Source organism: Edaphobacter sp., from assembly GCF_028283685.1.
Lineage (GTDB): Bacteria > Acidobacteriota > Terriglobia > Terriglobales > Acidobacteriaceae > Edaphobacter.
Genome location: NZ_JAPWKF010000008.1, coordinates 402300 through 420719, shown reverse-complemented (window position 1 = coordinate 420719; position 18420 = coordinate 402300). Strand labels below are relative to the sequence as shown.

The window sequence follows — 18420 nt, the reverse complement described above, 5'->3', positions numbered from 1 at the left end:
CGGGTAAAGCACCCGCGAGAAATGGCTTTCAAGTCCGCCAGATGATTCGATTTGAGCCTATACATCGCGCGCCATTGAACCGCACTGCGACTTCGGCACTCAACACAATCTGGACGCGGTTACTGGGAAATCTCCAGGAAAAATGTGGACGCGGGCAGACCATAGGCATTTGCCAGATTTGCATTGGGAAATGGCTGCCAGGCATATGCCACAGCATCCGCGCCATCAACCAATGCATCATCCAGCAAAACCACTTTGCCTGCGACCTGTGCCGTGACAACGTGCCAGTTGCCTTCGCTGTCCCGCAACTCGAATCCCCTTGCCGCAAGACCGTCGGAGGTCCGCAATCTCTCGCCGCTGTTTTTGAACTCGATCTTCAGTTCCCTTCCGGTTCGGCTGGCTTTGAATCCTATCGGGCTTTCGCCATGAACGTCGGCGACTCTATAGATACGCTCTAGCGCCAAGTTGGCCAGGCGTTCTCCAATAGCCTTCTTGTGGTGATAGTGCACGTCATTTTCTTCTCCCAGGTCGCTGCTTACCACCATGCCGCTATTGGGAACCGTCTCCGCCAGTCGACGTTGCGCATCGCGAAAGCGCGGCCACGACGGCCTGTTGAGCCCGGAAAGTTGAACATAAAAAAATGGAAGATCCCTGCCCCATCTCTTCCGCCAGTCGCTTACCAGAGTCGGAAAGAGATGTTCGTACAGTTCCAGGTTTTGCGTGTTGCTTTCTCCCTGATACCAGATCACGCCTTTGATCGGCAGATGCAGGATCGGTGCAATTCCTGCTTCGAAGTTATAGCTGGGGGCATAAGGATGCTGCTGCAGTGTGCTTCCGGCATGCGCCAGATTTTCTGCGGCGCGCTCTCTGCACCAGCGCATGATGAAATCCGAATCTCTCCAGTTGACCAGCATATCCACCAGTTGAGGATCGTCTTCTATCGTGCGCCTGCTGATCCAGGACTCGGCACCGGAGCCGCCCACCGAGACCTGAACGATCCCAATGGGGACACCCAGTTTTTTATAGAGCCGCTGCGCGAAGAAGTACGCCACCGCAGAAAAATCGCTCGCATTGCCGGCATTCGCCGTCTCCCACTCGCCGGAAAAATAATGGAGTTGATTGACCTTCTTCAGCGTCTCCTGATTCCAGGCAATCGGGTCCGTTGGTGCTGCGTTCCTGTAATGCAGGAGACGGATCTGCTGGCCGGCCATCTGCATTGCCTCACCAGCCTCCGACGACTTCGACACAGGAAAATCCATATTCGATTGTCCCGAAGCCAGCCAGAGTTCCCCGAATAAGACATCGCGCAGCTCAACGGTTCTATTCGCCGTGCTGAAGCGCAACACATACGGCCCACCCGGTTTCTGCGCAGGGATAGAAATGCTCCAGTCACCTTCAACATCGGCTATAGCCTGCAATCTCAACTTTCCAAATTGAAGAGTGACTTCTTCTCCGCGATTGGCCTTCCCTCTAAGGTGTAACGGTTCTCCATGCGGTAAAACCATGTGGTCTCCGTAACCTTCTTCCACCTGAAGGCCGCCGAAGTTCCCCGTAAGCGCTTCATAGACAGAATGGGCAAGAATCGATGCACCCCTCGGCGTCAGGATGGACTGCATCGGAAAAAAGATCGGGACGCGCATGAAGCGGCGTATCGAAATCGATCAGCCCGGTATGATTTGCCTTTGCAATCCGGGGAATTTCATCACGGATCTCCTGGGCCCAGTCTCGCGTACCCGACTTGAACCGTGGATGTGGAGGGAAGATAGGAGTCAGAATACCAACGTAAATTTGCGCCTTTGGATTCGATTCACGGAACTGCGCGATCAACCAGCTGTAGTCCGCCCTGAAATCATCGCGATAGTCGGGCCAGTCGCGTGGATCTGTATCGTTCAGCCCGAGGTGGATCACCACGATATCGGCGCGAAAAGATTTAGCCGCCTTAAAAGCATCCGTAGAGCTGTAAGGACGATGCCCTTTGCGCAGGAGCGTGGCACCGTTCACTCCAAAATTTTCTACATCGAAGCCATTCCCAAGTGCCCGCTGCAACTGAGCAGGATAGGAATCTTTCGTCCGGTCTTCAATCGTCTTGCCATAAGTCACGGAGTCCCCAACGCACGCGACTTTAACCACTTCGCAACAAGCTTTTTGCGCCGTCAGAAAGAACAGAAAAAAGCCGAACGCGCATAGAACAGCCCTGAGATTTTTCCTTCTCTCGCGACGACTCCTCGTCATGTGCAACACTTAGCTCCCGGAAAATATTTATTTATGCGACTGAGCTATCCAATCGAAGTTGAAGCGAGCAAAGGTTATACGCTCAGCGGCGTACGTATCTCCCCGCTCATAAAGAACTCCAATGCTTCCATCGTGCAATGCAATCACCGTTGAATAGCTCGACGGACCGGGATTGATGGTTCGATCAAGCGACCAGGTTAGACCCTCGTCATAGCTAACCTTGATCGTAAGGTTTTCGCGCCGTGTACTGGCAGCATTGGTAAAGAGCAGCACATCCGTCTTGCCATTGCGGTAACGCGCAATTCCTGCATTGCAGCTCGGGTCGATTAGCGCTGCATCATGGCCTACGGGACCGAACGACACGCCGCCGTCGTTGGATTGAGCAACCGCTCTCGTCTTTCCGTTGCGCATATTTTGCAGGATGATGCCGTCCTTCAACTCCACATTATGGCTCTCGTCGGTTCCGTCTCCGATCGCTTCGCCGCTCTTCCAGGTCTTTCCATGGTCGTCGCTATAGGCATTGCGCGAACGAATAACTCCCTTGTCGTCGCGCACCACCAGCGGAACAAGAAAGCGGCCGCTTCTTGTCTGAATATCAGTGCCTGAGGTTGAGAACATCGCCTGCCACGATGGGTCTTTGACCTGTGGCGTCAGATCAATTGGCTCCGACCAGGTCGATCCATCGTCATCGCTGTACATCGCGTGAAACTGCAGTGTCGCTGGGCCGGTCTTCGCGCCGGATTTGGCTGTCTGGAATCCGATTCCTGGAGGGCCATACGTGTGGAAGCACCATATGCGTCCCGTAGAACGGTCCACCAGAAGAGAGGCATCGCCGACACCTCCACTCTTGACCGCCAGAATAATCCGCATCGGCTCCCAGTCTCTGCCGCCGTTAAAACTTCGGCGCATCGCCAGAGCAATATGACCGGGCAGATCACGCGAGCTATCGTAGCGCGCGTCGGCAACAGCGAGCAGGGTTCCCTTCTCCGTCTCCACCAGTGCAGGGATGCGATAGGTATTGATTCCACCATCTCCCTGGCGAAACAGATCGATCTGCGCAAACTCGGCGACGCCCGGTTGAGCGGCAACTGGAAGAGAGAGCATGGCCAGGGCTATCACGAAGATATGCAGCTTGAAACTTGTCTTCATCGGGTAGGACTCTCTCCACTCATCATGAATCACCTCTTTAGGTTTGAGCATGCAACAACTCTTGTTAATCGGTTAGAGAGGCCTCTACAAAGGCCCCTCCGTGCGACAAGCTATCCGCGAATTACCAATCCAACCGAAGACCAAAGCGGAGATTGCGCTGGTCCTGGTTAGCGCTGCTGGTCGTCATAAAGCTCGTGGGTGTACTCACGTTTGCATTAGGAGCGTTGAAGTGCGGCGAATTGGTCGAATTGAACGCTTCAGCCCGGAACTGGGCCTGAAGCCTGTCTTTGATCGGAAAGGTCCTGAACAGGCTGGTGTCGAAATTTACCCAGCGCGAACCGTAGAGCATGTTTCTGCCGGAGGTTCCGAATCGTGCCGTGGTAACAGCCGCAAAGGATGTTGGATCGTAGAGATGCTCTCCCGGTCCGCTTCCTCCGAGCTTCTTGATGGGACCGACGACGTCTGCGACCTGTGTATTGTTCGGAGCGTTAAGAGAGGTCGCCGAGGCCGTCACGGTAAACGGCAGCCCGCTATGCGCAGAGAAGATACTGTTCCACTGCCATCCGCCCAACAACCAACTCGATGCTCCCGACGTAAAGAACTTCTTTCCCCTTCCGAAGGGGAGCGTGTACATCGTGGCGAGCTGCAGATTGTGCGGGACATTCTGGTCTGCCACCGAGTGGTTCTTCTCGATAAAACCCGGAGAGTTAAAGATCAACTGCGCCCAGCCATCCGAGTCGGTGTAGTTGAGAAACTTCGAGAACGTGTAGGCGCCCTTCACCGTCAGGTCTGCACTGACGCGACGGTCGAGCGAGACCTGCAGACCGTTGTAGTTCGCGTTGAACCTGCCATTCCATGCCCATGTAATCGCTGTACGTTTATAGGCAGCATAGAGAGGCTGTCCCGCAAGACCACCGCCGGGAACTCCAGCGTTGACATCAAGATCGACAAACTGATGAATCGTCTGCGTGCCAACGTAAGCAATCGAGGTCAGGAAATGCCACGGTAGTTCCTGCTGAACGACGACATTCCAGGATTCAGCGTAGCCTCTCTTGATCTGATTTCCATCAATATAGCGTTCCTGGGCATTGAGTGGAACGGTGAGCGACGGCTGAGTTAAGTCAGGCGCCACAATTGTCGGAATTCCCTGCGCAAGGGTTCCATAAGCCGAAAAAGAGTTGGGAGCAGTATAGAGAGACGTGACTGTCAGCGGATACCAGCCACGCAGCGGCCTGGCCAATGGCAATGGATCATAACTGATGCCATAACCGGCGCGAAGCACAGTGGTGGACGTGACCTTGTAAGCAAGGCCAAGACGCGGAGCGAAGAGCTTACGGCTGTTGGTGATGCCCAGATCTCTCGGATTACCGCCGACACCGCCCAGAGTAACAATGTTGGTCGTGGGGTTGTACTGCTCGATGCCGCCGGGAGCCGAACGCGTCATCATTGGATAGAGCTCATACCGAACGCCCAGCGAGAGCGTCAATGCCGGCGACACCTGCCAACGATCCTGTGCGTATGCGCCCCACGCATAGTTGTATGTGGTATACGGCCTGAACTGGAGAGTTTCCTTGTTCGTCTGCGAAAGACCCAACAGGAAGTCGGCGTATCCGTTGTACTGATTTGGCGATGCGCCACCATTAAGAGCGGTGAGGCCGCCGGTAAAGTTGAACTGCCCCTGCGGACCACCACCGCCACCGCCATCAGGCTCGTAGAAGTTCATGTGGTGCCGGATTCCTTCCACGCCAAACCGGAAGTAGTGCTTCGACTTGCTCCAGCCGATATTCTGCGTGAAGCCGTAGGTGTCCTGGTGGTAAAGATAAGGGCGTGTGTCGGTGTCGCCACCAACCTGCGAGTAGCCACCAATAATAAATTGCGGTGCGCCGCTGTTTGTGATGGCGGAGTTGCCGCCGTTCGTCCCCGGAATTCCCAGGTTCGTCAAAGGGATTGACTGTCCGTAACCGAAGCCATAGACATTTTGTCCCATGCGGAGATAACCAAGGGTTCCGTCCGCCACGACGTTCGGCGTGAAGACCTTGGTATAGCCGATATCGGCGGCCTGTGTCATTCCGTCGGACACGCCAATATTTCCCGAGCACAGCGGAACTCCACCCGCCGCGCCCAGTCCTGCAGGACACTCAGTCGATGCCCGCGAGAGGCTGTACTTCACCCAGTAGGACGTGGCGTTGGAGTAGTTATAGTTCACCTTGGTATCGAAGTTGTCGCGATTCAAAACCTGTGACCCGGAGTTGGTGTAGTTATTGGCGACACCAGGACCGTTTGGAAGAGGAATCTGCGACTGAATAGCTTGTGCGATTGGGCTGATTCTGCTCGCAGGAATCACATTCGGTGTCGTGCCGCTCTTGATCTGTGAGCGTCCCGATCCATCGGAGTTTCCTGTGCTCGGGTCATAGATGACGGTGCTGTACGCGCTGAAATTGCCGGCCCGCTGATCGGCCGTCGGCACGGTCATGACCGCAGTGTAGCCCTGCACCTCGCGCGTGCTCTCCCAGCTTTGAAAGAAGAACAGCTTGTCCTTCTTGATCGGGCCGCCGATCGTTCCTCCAAAGATGTTGATATTCGTCAGCGGCTTCTTCGATCCCGTTCGATTGAAAAAATTCCTTGCGCCGACGGCAGAATTGTTCGCGAGCTCAAAGAGCGACCCATGCAGTTGATTCGTGCCGGATTTGGTAATCACATTCGTGACAACTCCACCCGCCATTCCCTGTTCCGCATCGAAGTTATTGGTCGAGATGTTGACTGTCTGAATCGATTCGGCGGGAGGAACATACGCGACATGATCGGGCAGCCAGAGATAAACGCTCTGAATGCCGTCGATCCTCGTATCGTTATTGTTCTTATTCACTCCGTTGACGTTTACATCCAGTGAACGCTCCGGCGTCGTCTGCATCGAGTTCACGATGACTCCCGGGGTCGCTCCGGGAACCAGGTTGATCAGGCTTTGAAAGTTGCGGTAGTGTCCCAACGGGAGATCCGTCACATCTTTCGCCGTCAAATCCGTATGCAGGTCTGTCTTATCGGTCTGAAGCTCCAGCGCGTCCGCCGACACTGTAACCTTGTCGCTCGTTTGTCCCAGGACCAGGCTGATATCTTCACGCCTGTTCGCGTTCACAGATATTGCGATTGCCTGTTTGATATACGTCCTGAATCCGCTTGCCGTGACCTTCAGCTCATACTGGCCTTCCTGCAGGTTTGAAGCCAGATAGGAACCTGAAGAATTGCTGGTGACCGTGATGATCTGTCCAGTCCCTGTGTTTGTGATCAACACCACGACATTGGGCACAACTGCGCCGCTTGCATCCGTAACCGTGCCGGACAGCGAGCCATAAAGGACCTGGGCCTGCAGTACCTGAGACATGGAAAGACCGAGAAACAATAGCAGAGCTGAGATGAAACACTTGAGACACGACGTCTTCCCGTTCCGTACGGCAATTGCATTTTTCATCACGTCCTCCTGATTTTCCGCGTTCAGATCTAAGCGCTGCAATGCGATCGAATGATGTTTCGGCGACAAGAGTCTGCCCCGAGATAGGGCTATCTTTGTTTGGCCGAGGGAATGTCCTTGTATCCTTCAAAGCCCGGTCCGCCAGCTGCTACAAAGCCTCTGCTGGCTCCCGAACGATCCGGACTAACCCAAAATGAATAGAGTTCGCCTCGCTCCACCAAAAAGCGAAAGCGCACTTTTTTCCCGGAGAGCATCGAGAGATCAGCATGGTCTTTCCACCGAACGAGATGGTGAGTTGAATCAGTTTGGATGGGAATACAGTCGCTTGCCGCGAGAGAAGGGATCACTCTTCCTTCCTCATCAAGCGCTTCAACTCGCATTTCACCACCGCTGGTGGCGAAATTAACGAAGAGTTGACTCCCGGAGAAAGTCAGCAAGCGCGTCGTCAACACACCCTTCCGCGCGTCCGCGTCCATGGATGCAAAGCCGTCTCGTCTTAGAAAGAACAGCCCGGAACTGGAATGGCTGTCCCACTCCTCGTCGTTGCGCTGACGGCCACTTGAATAAAAGTAGAGCTGGTCACCAACAACCAGAAATCCGCCGCCGACTGACTGCATATTTCCCCAGTTCCATGCTCCTTCGGTCTCGTTGACCTTGAGGAAGGGGTGACGGTCTGGTCGATCCCAGTGGTAGCCATCTCGGCTGAAGCCAAGCATAATCTGGTTGCGTTTTTGAATATGATTTGCTGCGGCGACCTTGTTTTCAGGGCCTTCCCAGATCGAGAAGAGACCCACCATGACACTCTCGTAAGCTACCGCGTCGAGCGCGTAGAGCTGTGGTTCAATCTCCGGATAGTGCGGATTTCTGAGATCGCGATTATCCGCGCCTATCCACGCGAGTGGCTGCCAATGATCAAGCCCCGCGGAGAGGCCAGGACTCTCGCTGTAGTAGCGAATACGACCCAGGCCAGGGTATGGTTTTTTATCCCGAATGCTGTAGACCCAAACCCCGCGGAAGGGGTTGTAGAAGACAGTATTCCGATCGCCCACCCACGAGTAACGATGCTCGGCAGATGTCGCGCTCCAGTGGATTCCATCGTTTGACGAATAGGTTGATACGGCTCCGTCCGCTTTAGAGACAAAAAGCTTATATCGTTGCTCGGAATCATGCTCGTCTGCATCAACCCAGACGACTGTTGAGTCGTGCTCAACGGGAAAAACGATATTCGTCCCCGGGATCACGTCCAGGAGAGGCTTTTCCCAACGCTTGCCATCGGTCGACGTCGCATAACAGGTGTAGAAGATTGCTTTTTTCGGCGCGGGAGAAGGAGACGCACACTGATACCACATCTTGAATAGGTGGTCATGGGAATCGAACCAGACACCATCGCTGAACGGAGCAGCCATTGGATAGTGATTGCCCATCTCCCATGGCTTGTTTGCGGAAAGAACGGGGTTGGCCGCATACGGCTCAGGGTAGTGAAAGGTGCGAGTCAGCGTAGTGCTTTCGATAAGGAAATCATCGACAAAGAGCTGCCTCCCAAGATCGATCGGAATGACTCGAGGAGGCGAGACAAGGTATGGGACTACTTGAGGTGCTCGCGTGAGTTCTTCATCTCGCGGTGGCCAGACCGCAGGGATTTGGATGCCGTTGTAAAGAGTGTCACTTTGGTCTCGTTGCTCGTTGACTGCTTGAGGAGCAGAGACGGGCTCATTCGATGTACTCAGCGCGGCAGTGATCCGCGAATCTTCGTGACCTTGTCCATGCGCATGCCCAGAAATACACAGAAGAAGCAAGAGACAACATAATGTGCGGTCTTTCCTCACGCTGCATCCCTTCCGAAGGTTGCCCTGCTACGACAATCTCGAGCACCACGCTTCTTTATAGTTTATTGATAATATCTTTTATATAGCGATAACACTTCTGTCAAGCATTTTTAATGCTCGGATCGAGCCTATGAATCAGAGGCCTTTAGGGAGATCGGACCTTTCTGTCAGCCGCATCGGGCTGGGGTGCGTCACGTTCGGACGAGAGATCGATGAAAAGACTTCGTTTGAGATCATGGACTATGCCACCTCTCAAGGAATCAACCTCTTCGATACTGCTGGATCGTACGGCGGTGGCGAATCGGAACGAATTATCGGGCGCTGGCTTCGGGATCGAGGTTGTCGCGACCGGATCGTTCTTCAGTCGAAGTTAAAGCCCAGATATACTCGCGAACACATTCGAGCTTCGCTTGAAGAAAGCCTCGCGAGATTGGCTGTCGACCACATTGACGTCTATATGCTTCACGAGTTCGATTCGTTGACGCCGCTTGAAGAAACAATGCATGCTTTGACCCTGTCTATCCGGTCAGGAAAAATAGGGGTCGCGGGCTGCAGTAATTTCACGATCGAACAAATGCAGACAGCCCGCACCATCGAAAACCACAATGCACCTTTTCGATTTGAAGTGGTGCAGCCGATGTATAACCTTGTAGCAAGGCAGATTGAAGCCGACCTCTTGCCTTACTGCCGTGAAAACCGCATCGGAGTGACAAGCTATAGCCCGCTTGGCGCCGGCTTCCTGACTGGTAAATATTCGCGTGATACAAACATGGTCTCTCGAGGATCACGATTCGATGTCGTGCCAGGTCATCGTGACATCTACTTCACCCCCACCAATTTCTCCATACTCGAAGGACTTAAGCTTCTGTCAGCTCAAGTCGGGATTCCAACATCCCGGCTCGCGCTCGGATGGGTTCTTCGCAATGAGGATGTGGATTCAGTATTGGTGGGAGGAACGTCAGTCGCGCACATCCAAAATGCACTCGAAGCATTGCAGTCTGAGCTCGATCCGAAGTTGATTACTAAACTCGATGAACTTAGCGCCCGGATCGATTGAACGAATTGGAATGCATCCGCAGCATCACAACCAATGTTTCAACCATGGCATTTTCACGATGTCATTGGAGGGGCTCAATCATTTGGGATCGCACACGACCAATACATGACCGGCCTGCGATCAAGGCGCTTAGTCCGCTTGCCAGATGGCAATTGCAATAGGAACTCGCAGATCGAGTTTTGTGGGCAAGAGATAGGACATATAGGCTTGCTCAGACATGCGAGCAAGCCTATACGCTCCGCTGGCCGACATAAAGGACTCAGAAGTAGAGCTTGCCCTGTAACTGAATCGCTCTCGGTGTATTGACCTGGGACGGAATGGGCGATCCGCCCACCCATCCGAAATAGGTGTCAGACGGGTTCGTATCCACATTGCCAAATTGTGGGTGATTAAGGGCATTGAATGCATCCATGCGCAGCTGCAGTCGCACGCTTTCATGGATCGGAAAGTTTTTACGCAAGCCGATGTCCCAGTTATTCGTGTACGGGTTGCGCACTGAGCCGAAGGTGGTCGGCCTATCGCTGATCCAGGTCTTGAAGTCGTTGTAGACACCGTTCCTCGATTGGTCCGAAGACGATGTCGGTGACCAATTATAGCCAGGCAGATTCCGTACTCCGGTCCATGACGGATAGCCTGCCAGTTGCGCGACAGTGGTACTGCGATTTGGGAACGCTCGGAACTTATCGGTGTTGAACCATTTCGATTTGCTTTTGTTGATTCCGTCCGCAGGATCACTTCCCTCGAAGAAGGCCGTATTCGTCGGCAGTGTGATCGGTGTTCCGGAGTAGAACTTGTAGATTGCGGAGATCTCCCATCCTCCAATCAATCCATCCACGAAATGATTGACATGGCTTCCAATCAGCTTGCCCTGGCCGAATGGAAGAATGTAGGTCGGGCTGATGGTGATCTGGAAACGGCGGTCTCCAGGGCTGAGTTGGCGATGCAGGGCTTGCGAATAAGCAGAGGGTGTAAAGTAGCCCGTCTTATCCATCTGCTTGCCCCAGGTGAAGTTTGCGATGATGCCGAATCCATCCTTATAACGCCGTTGCACGCGCGCCTGTAAGGCATAATTCTGCGAAGTGCCGTTGTAAAGATTCTCTGTCAGTCCGCTCGTAGCGTTGCCCACAAGGGGATTCGGACGAGCGAGCTGATACGCGCTTACCGTCGAGTTGGTTTCCAGGCTCGATGTAATATACGGGGCTCCCTTGAACGGATTAGCCACGACCACATTGCCAGGCAGAGTATCGACAGGGCGGCCGTTGGCATCAAACTTTGGATCAAATGCCCCATGCCAGACATCGACGCTTGGATCATTAATCTGATAGCCGACGCCAAGACCCGTGGTCCGATCGAAGACGCCCCCTATTTCAAACAGATAGTTGCGAACCTGTTGTTGCAGGCGAAGGCTTACATCATCCGTATACTGTCGCTTCACATTGGAGGTATAGAAGCTTGAGACAGAGCCCACGCTGGTTAGCGCTCCAAGAGAGTTTCCCGTAGGGGCCACAAGGCCGTTTGGAAAAGGACTATCAAGCGTTGCCGAGGAGGTGCGATAGTTGTCATCCGATGCGGTAAACGGTGTTGTCGTGCTGTAGCCAAGTTGATCTCCGTGATTTGCCACGAAGTTTGCCTGTACGAATCGACCTACGCCACCACGCAGCACAGACTGTGGACCGAACTGGTAGGCAAAACCTATTCTGGGCTGGAAGTACTTATACTGCAGATCCGTCAGAGAGCGATCGGTGCCATTGAGCCCCGCATATTGAATAGCGCCTCTGGCCTGGAAGCTCGAAGCATCGCTCCGGTACTGCTGCAGAAATGCGACACCTGAGCTCGTCGAAGATCCTGCCAGCAGATTTGCATATTGCGGCTGAGCATAATTTGTTACGGGTGCAATGTTGGCATTGGGATCAAAGCGAGCATAGTAGCGATCATGACGTTCCTTCAGACCTAACTGGATGTCCCAGCGAAGGCCCAGATCCAGCGAAAGATTTGGAGTGACGCGCCAGTCGTCCTGCACGAAAGCGCCAGTGAACGGCTGCGACCAGAATGCGGTCGCGTTCTGTGCGATGGACCCCGAACTTGGCAGGCCCAGCAGGAAGGACGGATTTACCGTATCCGCCCCTGCAGGCGCTGTGGTGTTGGGATTGGGCGAGGTCCATATTGAGCTGAAATTAAAGATACCTGTCGCCCCAGAATTATTTCCGTCTGCTTCCTGTTGCAATAGATACTCGGCGCCGTAGCGGAGGGTATGCCTCCCCAGGATCTGTGTCACGAAACCGCGACCCTCCCACTGATAATCGTTCTCATAGAGCGGCCCGACCGTAGTTCCAATCTTGCTTAGTCCCAGAACATTCGTAAGCTGCGGAAGTCCTCGCAGAGGCTGGCTATTTGCAAAATTCTCTGAGAAGCCATACTGAGTCGGATCGACCGAGGCTGCAGGCGATCCGTCGGTGGTCTTGTATGCGGTGGCATTCGCATTGAGGGTGACGATGACATTCGGATTAACGACCCACGTATGGTTTACGGTGAGACCATAGTTGTCTCGATTCAGATTCTCACCCGCCAGTAGGTTGTTGGGCCCGTAATTGTCGTTCGTAAACTCCCTGAGCTGGTTGCGTCGCCAATCGACATAGCTATGGTGATTGTTGTTCCATGCCTGGTCGACGCGTATGAGCCAGCTATAAAAGTTGTCTATCTTCGGGTTGGTCTCGAGGTAATTATTGGAATCGGAACCGCCCGCATCGTGGGGTACGTTTGGCAACGGCAGGAGAGCGACGAGCGCCTTCGCCGTTGGACTGATGCGGTCCTGAGGGATGATCGAATTGGGGAACTTTTGGCGATTGCCTGTCGAATCGATCGTTTTGGGATCATAGATGGAGATGGGATATGACACACCATTCACAACGTTGAAAGACTGGCTGTAGTCACCTTTGCGTTCCGCCTCATTCGGAATGCTGAGGAAACTCGTCTTGGCCGGAGAGACGTTATGAACGCCATCATATGAAAAGAAAAAGAAGGTGCCGTGCTTCCGGCCGTCGTACACCTTCGGGATCCACACCGGGCCTCCTATCGTTCCACCCCATTCATTGAAGCGAATCGTAGGAGTTGGCGTCCCTGTGGCCTTGTATTGCACGTAGTTTGCATTCAGAAAGTTGTTTTGATTGCGCTCGTACAGAACACCGTGGAACTTCTCCGTTCCGGATTTCAGCGACATATTGATCGTGCCGGCAGCCGTACGTCCGATGGAAGCGTCATATGAGTTTGTCATCACGCGAACCTGGCTGACCGCATCATTGGGCGGGATGAACGCAATATTACCGCTCGACACGATCGTGTCCGTCGCACCGTCAAGGACATAATTCACAGCGTTGTTGCCCGAACCCGAGCCGTTCACCTTGATGCCCGACAGCGAAGAGTTCGACCAGAGAGAGGCGGCTCCTCCGGTTGGAGCAGCCAGGAACACACCGGGCGCCAGCGATGCAAGCTCTGTTGGAGAATTGGTCATCGTGGGCAGCTCCTCGAGATCCTTTGAGTTGAGCACGACGCCCGACACCGCCGCCGTCGTGTCAATCAGCGGCGTCTCCGCGCTCACCACCACCTCCTGATTCACACTGCCGACCTTCATCGCGACATCAACGGACTTTACATCCGCGATCTGGAGATCGACAGCGGAATGTTCCAACTTTGCAAAACCCTCGGAGGTAACCGTGAACCGATAGTGACCGGGAACGAGAGAGTTGATCTGCCAGAGTCCGGCACCATTCGTACGCGCGTGCGTCGTGACACCCGTCTCCTCCGAAATCACCGCCACGTCGGCACCGGGGATTACATCCTGGTGCTGATCCGTTACCCGGCCTCCCAATGTTGCGTTGCTGCCCTGCGACCATATTGGCCTGCTACCGCCCATCAAGAGGCAGGCGATACCAAATGAAAGAAAAAATAAACGATGCGCACGTCTGGCCCCTTGGCAAAGACCGATCCTTGCCAGCCGGGTCTTGTTCTGTTGTTTTGTTCTCATTCGGTCGTGCCTCCCAATTCAATGCACCGCTAAACAGCCGTTCCGCAGAGGACTCTTCGCGCCCTCTTGGGAGCGCCTCTCAAGTTCCTCCGCCTGCTCGGAGTTGATCCCGACACCGGCAGCACGATCTACGTCTGTTTTTTCGAGCCATCAATTCCTATGGCGGCACGTTGATGCTTGTCATGGTTGAACACAGTTTCTTACGGTAAGGAAAATCCATAAGTTGTTTGGAATGAACAACGCTCCCATCGACAGAAGAGGGCTTTTAGACATACGCGAGATGAATTGCGTATTGAATTCGCGCGGGGGTACACTTTTGCAGCTAATGATTACTGTTCATGCACAGGAGAATGAGCCGTCCGCGGAGTCGCTCGGCGTCACTCCAGAAGCCGTGCGCGCCGAACTGCGACGAATCATCGCCAGTCGACACTTCCGCTCCAGTAAGCGGAGCCAGCAATTTCTCCTGTATGTTGTCGAACAGAAGCTTCAAGGAAACGAATCGTCCATTAAAGAACGACTGATAGGGATTGAGGTCTTCGGGCGGGAGTCTAACTATGCTACGGGCGATGACCCCGTTGTCAGGGTTCAGGCAGGCGAGGTTCGCCGCCGGTTGGAACTGTACCGGGCCGAATACGAGAAGGAAGATATCTGGCTGGAACTCCCGATCGGAACGTATGTCCCGGTCTTTCGCACCCGCCAAGTATCAGAAGCGGTAGAATCAGCCGCCGATATCCCAGAGAAACCTCAAGAGGTTTTCTCCGAGGTACCTCCGAAGTCCACGGATGCGGTCGCTATCGTTCCCAATAACAGCCCCCCTCCGCTGCCCGATTCACTGCCCGAGATGACCTCTCGACATGTGTTCGTTTTACCAGAGATTGCGGCATCGGCAAGACCTGTGTTTTCTTGGAGGACAATTGCTTTTTGCTTGTCCCTGCTTCTGATCGGCGGCGCAATAGGTTATCTGGCTCGAGCACCGCAACACGCCGCAGAAGCAGTGCCGGAGTTCTGGGGTCCGATTATGTCGAACCCGAAACCCGTTGTCGTTAACTTCGGCAAACCTTTCGTCTATGCGCCGTCCGCACATTTATTCGAAGAATATGCGAATAGCCACCCAGGAGCCTTCTCAAAAGGGGTCGATCGACATAACAGACTCCTGCCACTGGACGGCAAGACATTCATCCAGTGGTCTGACATGACTGCCGTGAGCAATTCAGGTCCAGCGGTCGGCGGCGTAAGGGCAGGTCTCACTCTGGCTTCATTTATGGGGAAGATCGGCAAGCCGTTCGCTGTGCGATTTGGAGACGAAGGTTCCTTCCTCGAATTGCGCGACTCACCTTCAATCATCGTAGGAGCCATGAACAACCGCTGGACCGCCGATCTCGACAGCGATTTTCACTTCGGCATCCACGATAACAACTCCTATCAGTACATCCAGGAGAAAGGGACAAATCGTACCTGGCGAACGGAATACACTGAGCGCGGAGCGAAAGACTATGGTTTGATCACACGCGAACCAAAAGGCACTACTGGCGAATTCCTCGTCAAAATAGCAGGCCTGCAAGATGGCGGAACTGAAGCAGCCTGCGAGCTCGTAACCAATCCTAAGATGATGGAAAACGTGGTTCGCAGTTTACCTCCGCATTGGGATACGAAGAACCTGCAAATTGTTATTTCGACTGATGTCATCGGGTGGAAGGCTGGCCCTCCGCAGGTTGTCGCCGTTCAGGTGTGGTAACGGTAAACGGTCGAAGATGTCGAGGCGCGGTTATACCTCCAACTCACCTCTTGTAGTGACTCCTGCAGCCAGCTAATGATTACTGACGCGCCTCCCAGCGAGCGGGAATACTCTCAGGCCCAACGGTCCCTTGACAGCGTGCAGCTACCAAGTCATGCTGAAGAAATCGATGCAAAACGCTTTCCAACGAAATAGCAGGCTGAGCCAATTCCTATGGCTCGTCGTGCTCGTGTGTGTGATAGCGGCCATGGTGGCCTCTGCATCGCACATTCACCCCGAGAAACAGCTTGCGCACGATCACTGCTCGATGTGCCAGCTTGCATCCGGGCTGATAGCAGTTTGTGTGGCTGTTGTCGCTATTCTCCTGGGCCTGACGGTCTCACTTCAAAGCTCTGTCGAGAAGCACATCCGTCTCGCACTCTGGAAGCCATCGGTTCCGCAAGTCCGTCCCCCTCCTCCTTTCCTCTTCGTTTAGCCCGATACCCGAACATCTCCTCTTCCTCTTCGATAGAAGTGCAGATCGCTGCTTTTAATCTGCTCTGCGCCGGGCGTTAAGTCCCGTTTATCGAGGTATTGGTTTGGATGTTCTGAGCGTCCTCGTCTCTACGTAAAAACGAAAAGGAACACATATGCCACGCCTGCCATTGGCGCGAAGCGCTCGCTTTGCTGTCTCTGTACTCACTCTCTCCGGATTCTTGATGTCGCCCGTTCGTGTTCACTCGCAGGCTGCCACGCAGCCTCAAACGCCTGACCCGAAACAGCAAACAGTGATCGCACCGGTCAAGACCGAAGTAACCGTAACTGGAACACGTACCCCCATCGAGTTGGAGTCGTCGCCTGTTTCACAGGCAATTGTTTCGCGCCAGGAGATCGAGAACCGCGATATTCGCCTGATCGATAAGGCCCTTGAGCAAACGCCGGGCGTCATCAGCCTTCGTGCCCGCGGCGCCTCCGACAACGACTTCGGTCTCGGATTGCGCGGGTTTGCTGGACGAGGAGGCCAGGTACGTACGCTCATCCTGCTGGACGACCAACCCATCAATAACTCCTTCAACGGTTCAATCAACTGGGCGATCTTCTCTCCTGCCGATCTCCAGCGCATCGAAGTTGCCCGAGGACCGTTCTCGTCGCTGTACGGCGGCAACGCAATGGGCGGAGTCATTAATCTGATCAGCCGACGCCCGGAAGGAAGACACGGCGATTTCTTCTACCAGTACGGAAGCCGAGCGACCGACAACTTCAGCGCGCATGTCTCGGACCGCTACTTTGACAAGCTCGGCCTGACCCTCGGGTATAGCCGGTACAAGACGGGCGGCTACTCTCCGCAGGAGGTCTTTGGAGCCGTCTCGACATCCCCCGCTGCCGCAACTCCGGCCACAGGAGTTCACCAGTGGGCGACAAGCACTGGTGGCACGCAGTACCAGATCGGCTCGCGTGGTGCGCAGTGGTTCAAGAGCGAAGACTTCCGGGCCCGCGCAGAGTACACGTTTAACCCAAAGTTATTTGCCTATCTGCAATATCTGCATATGCACCGCGGTGATGGTTACGGGCCCTACAGCAATGACCTTCGAAGCGGCTCCGGTTCTACCGTTGATACAGGCCTGGTGAGCCTCGTCGATGCGTCGGGTGCGACCCGCAAACTGACCTTCACGCCTACGACGTTTCTCGGTGGTCCTTCCGGGGCGACAACGAACTATTACCACGGGCAGGTGGTCTTCACGCCAGCGTCGCACTGGGATGCGCGTGTCACCAGTGGTCTGAATGTAAATCCAACGTTCTGGTACGTAACGCCTGGAACAGGTTCGACACTCACGAGCGGGCCCGGCACGTGGTCGAAACAGTTCGGCCAATCGATCTACGGCAACATCCTCGTCAGCCATATAGATCGCTTCGGCACACTGATCTTCGGAAGCGAGACGCGTGCCGACCGCGCGAGCACCACCACCAGAAATCTGACGAGCTGGTTGGACCGATCCACGCAGACGAACGCGACGCTCTCGGCGCACGGCAAGACGATTGATCAGTCGGGCTACGTCCAATATCAAGTCGCAATGAAAGAGCGCCTCAATCTGGTCGGCGGCGGGCGGTTCGACTACTGGAAGACCTATGACGGCGGGAACGTAGCCAGTGCGACTGCCAGCCCGTTGAGTTATGGAGATCGCTCGGCTCATGCGTTCACCGGAAAGATCGCTGCCAACTATCGTCTTCCCGGCGACTGGCACCTGCGGGCAAGCATTGGAAACGCCTTTCGTGGTCCCTCGGTTTATGAACTCTATTACAACTTCGTAATCACGACGACGAAGTATGTGGCGAACCCGGATGAGAAACCGGAACACCTGCTTGCATACGAAGCGGGCGTACAGCACACCTTCAAGGACCGATATTCGATCGAAGCCACCGGGTACACAAATCGCGTCTCCGACCTCATCTATCGCACCAGCGACTTCGCAACAGATCCTACGGGAAACACGAAGATCCTCGTGAATGCAGGCAAGAGTCGTACCTGGGGTACAGAGTTCTCAACCCGCGAACGCATTATGCCGTGGCTTGAGTTGCGGCAAGGCTATACCTACACAAACTCGATCATCCTTGAAAACCCGAGCCTGCCTGCCACGATTGGCAAGACGCTTCCATACGTGCCGGCTCACATGCTGAGCTATCAGGTGAATGCCACCCCGAAGAAGTTCATCGTGAACTGGTCGGGCCGGTACGTGAGTCCGGTCTACTCCACCGACACCAACACGGACACGGTGCGTGGAGTTCCGGGGAGCTACAACCTGTTCTTCGAAATGGACGGGACCGTGAGTTATCGCGCGACAAAGAATGTGACGTTTGTCGCCAACGCCGACAACATGCTCGATCGTCATTACTACCTCTACTACCGCAGCCTGGGGCGCTCGCTCTTCGCCGGCATACGCCTGCACTTCTAGGAAG

At 54.5% G+C, this 18420-nt stretch carries 9 protein-coding genes; 3 read left to right on the top strand and 6 right to left on the bottom strand.

The window, feature by feature from the left end; translation table 11 throughout:
* Positions 1-119: 119 nt before the first annotated feature.
* The 5 genes from PW789_RS16720 to PW789_RS16700 all read right to left on the bottom strand — a co-directional run bounded on the left by PW789_RS16720 (position 120) and on the right by PW789_RS16700 (position 8271).
* Positions 120-1640 (bottom strand): sialate O-acetylesterase, encoded by a 1521-nt coding sequence (locus PW789_RS16720; RefSeq protein WP_299378693.1) that lies wholly within the window; start codon positions 1638-1640, stop codon positions 120-122.
* On the bottom strand, positions 1561-2232 hold the full coding sequence (locus tag PW789_RS16715) for a GDSL-type esterase/lipase family protein (protein ID WP_299378691.1): 672 nt from the start codon (positions 2230-2232) through the stop codon (positions 1561-1563). Before PW789_RS16715 ends, PW789_RS16720 begins: the two co-directional genes overlap by 80 nt.
* A gap of 27 nt (positions 2233-2259) precedes the next feature.
* Entirely contained in the window at positions 2260-3432 is a 1173-nt protein-coding gene (locus PW789_RS16710; RefSeq protein WP_299378689.1) for an exo-alpha-sialidase, read from the bottom strand.
* A gap of 70 nt (positions 3433-3502) precedes the next feature.
* The gene (locus PW789_RS16705) at positions 3503-6847 is read right to left on the bottom strand and encodes a TonB-dependent receptor (protein WP_299378686.1); all 3345 of its coding nucleotides are present in this window, start codon (positions 6845-6847) and stop codon (positions 3503-3505) included.
* Positions 6848-6936: 89 nt separating this feature from the next.
* Positions 6937-8271 (bottom strand): hypothetical protein, encoded by a 1335-nt coding sequence (locus PW789_RS16700; protein ID WP_299378684.1) that lies wholly within the window; start codon positions 8269-8271, stop codon positions 6937-6939.
* Between the two features lie 532 nt (positions 8272-8803).
* Between PW789_RS16700 and PW789_RS16695 the strand changes: the two genes are divergently transcribed.
* Positions 8804-9730: an aldo/keto reductase gene (locus PW789_RS16695; RefSeq protein ID WP_299378682.1), complete on the top strand. Its 927-nt coding sequence runs from the start codon at positions 8804-8806 to the stop codon at positions 9728-9730.
* 259 nt (positions 9731-9989) lie between these two features.
* Here PW789_RS16695 and PW789_RS16690 read toward each other — a convergent pair whose 3' ends face one another.
* On the bottom strand, positions 9990-13640 hold the full coding sequence (locus PW789_RS16690) for a carboxypeptidase regulatory-like domain-containing protein (protein WP_299378680.1): 3651 nt from the start codon (positions 13638-13640) through the stop codon (positions 9990-9992).
* Positions 13641-13983: 343 nt separating this feature from the next.
* On the opposite strand from PW789_RS16690, the gene PW789_RS16685 reads away from it, so the two are divergent.
* Positions 13984-15486, top strand: a complete 1503-nt coding sequence (locus tag PW789_RS16685; RefSeq protein WP_299378678.1) for a hypothetical protein — start codon at positions 13984-13986, stop codon at positions 15484-15486.
* A 698-nt stretch (positions 15487-16184) separates the two neighbouring features.
* On the top strand, positions 16185-18416 hold the full coding sequence (locus PW789_RS16680) for a TonB-dependent receptor (protein ID WP_299378676.1): 2232 nt from the start codon (positions 16185-16187) through the stop codon (positions 18414-18416).
* The last annotated feature ends 4 nt before the right edge of the window (positions 18417-18420 follow it).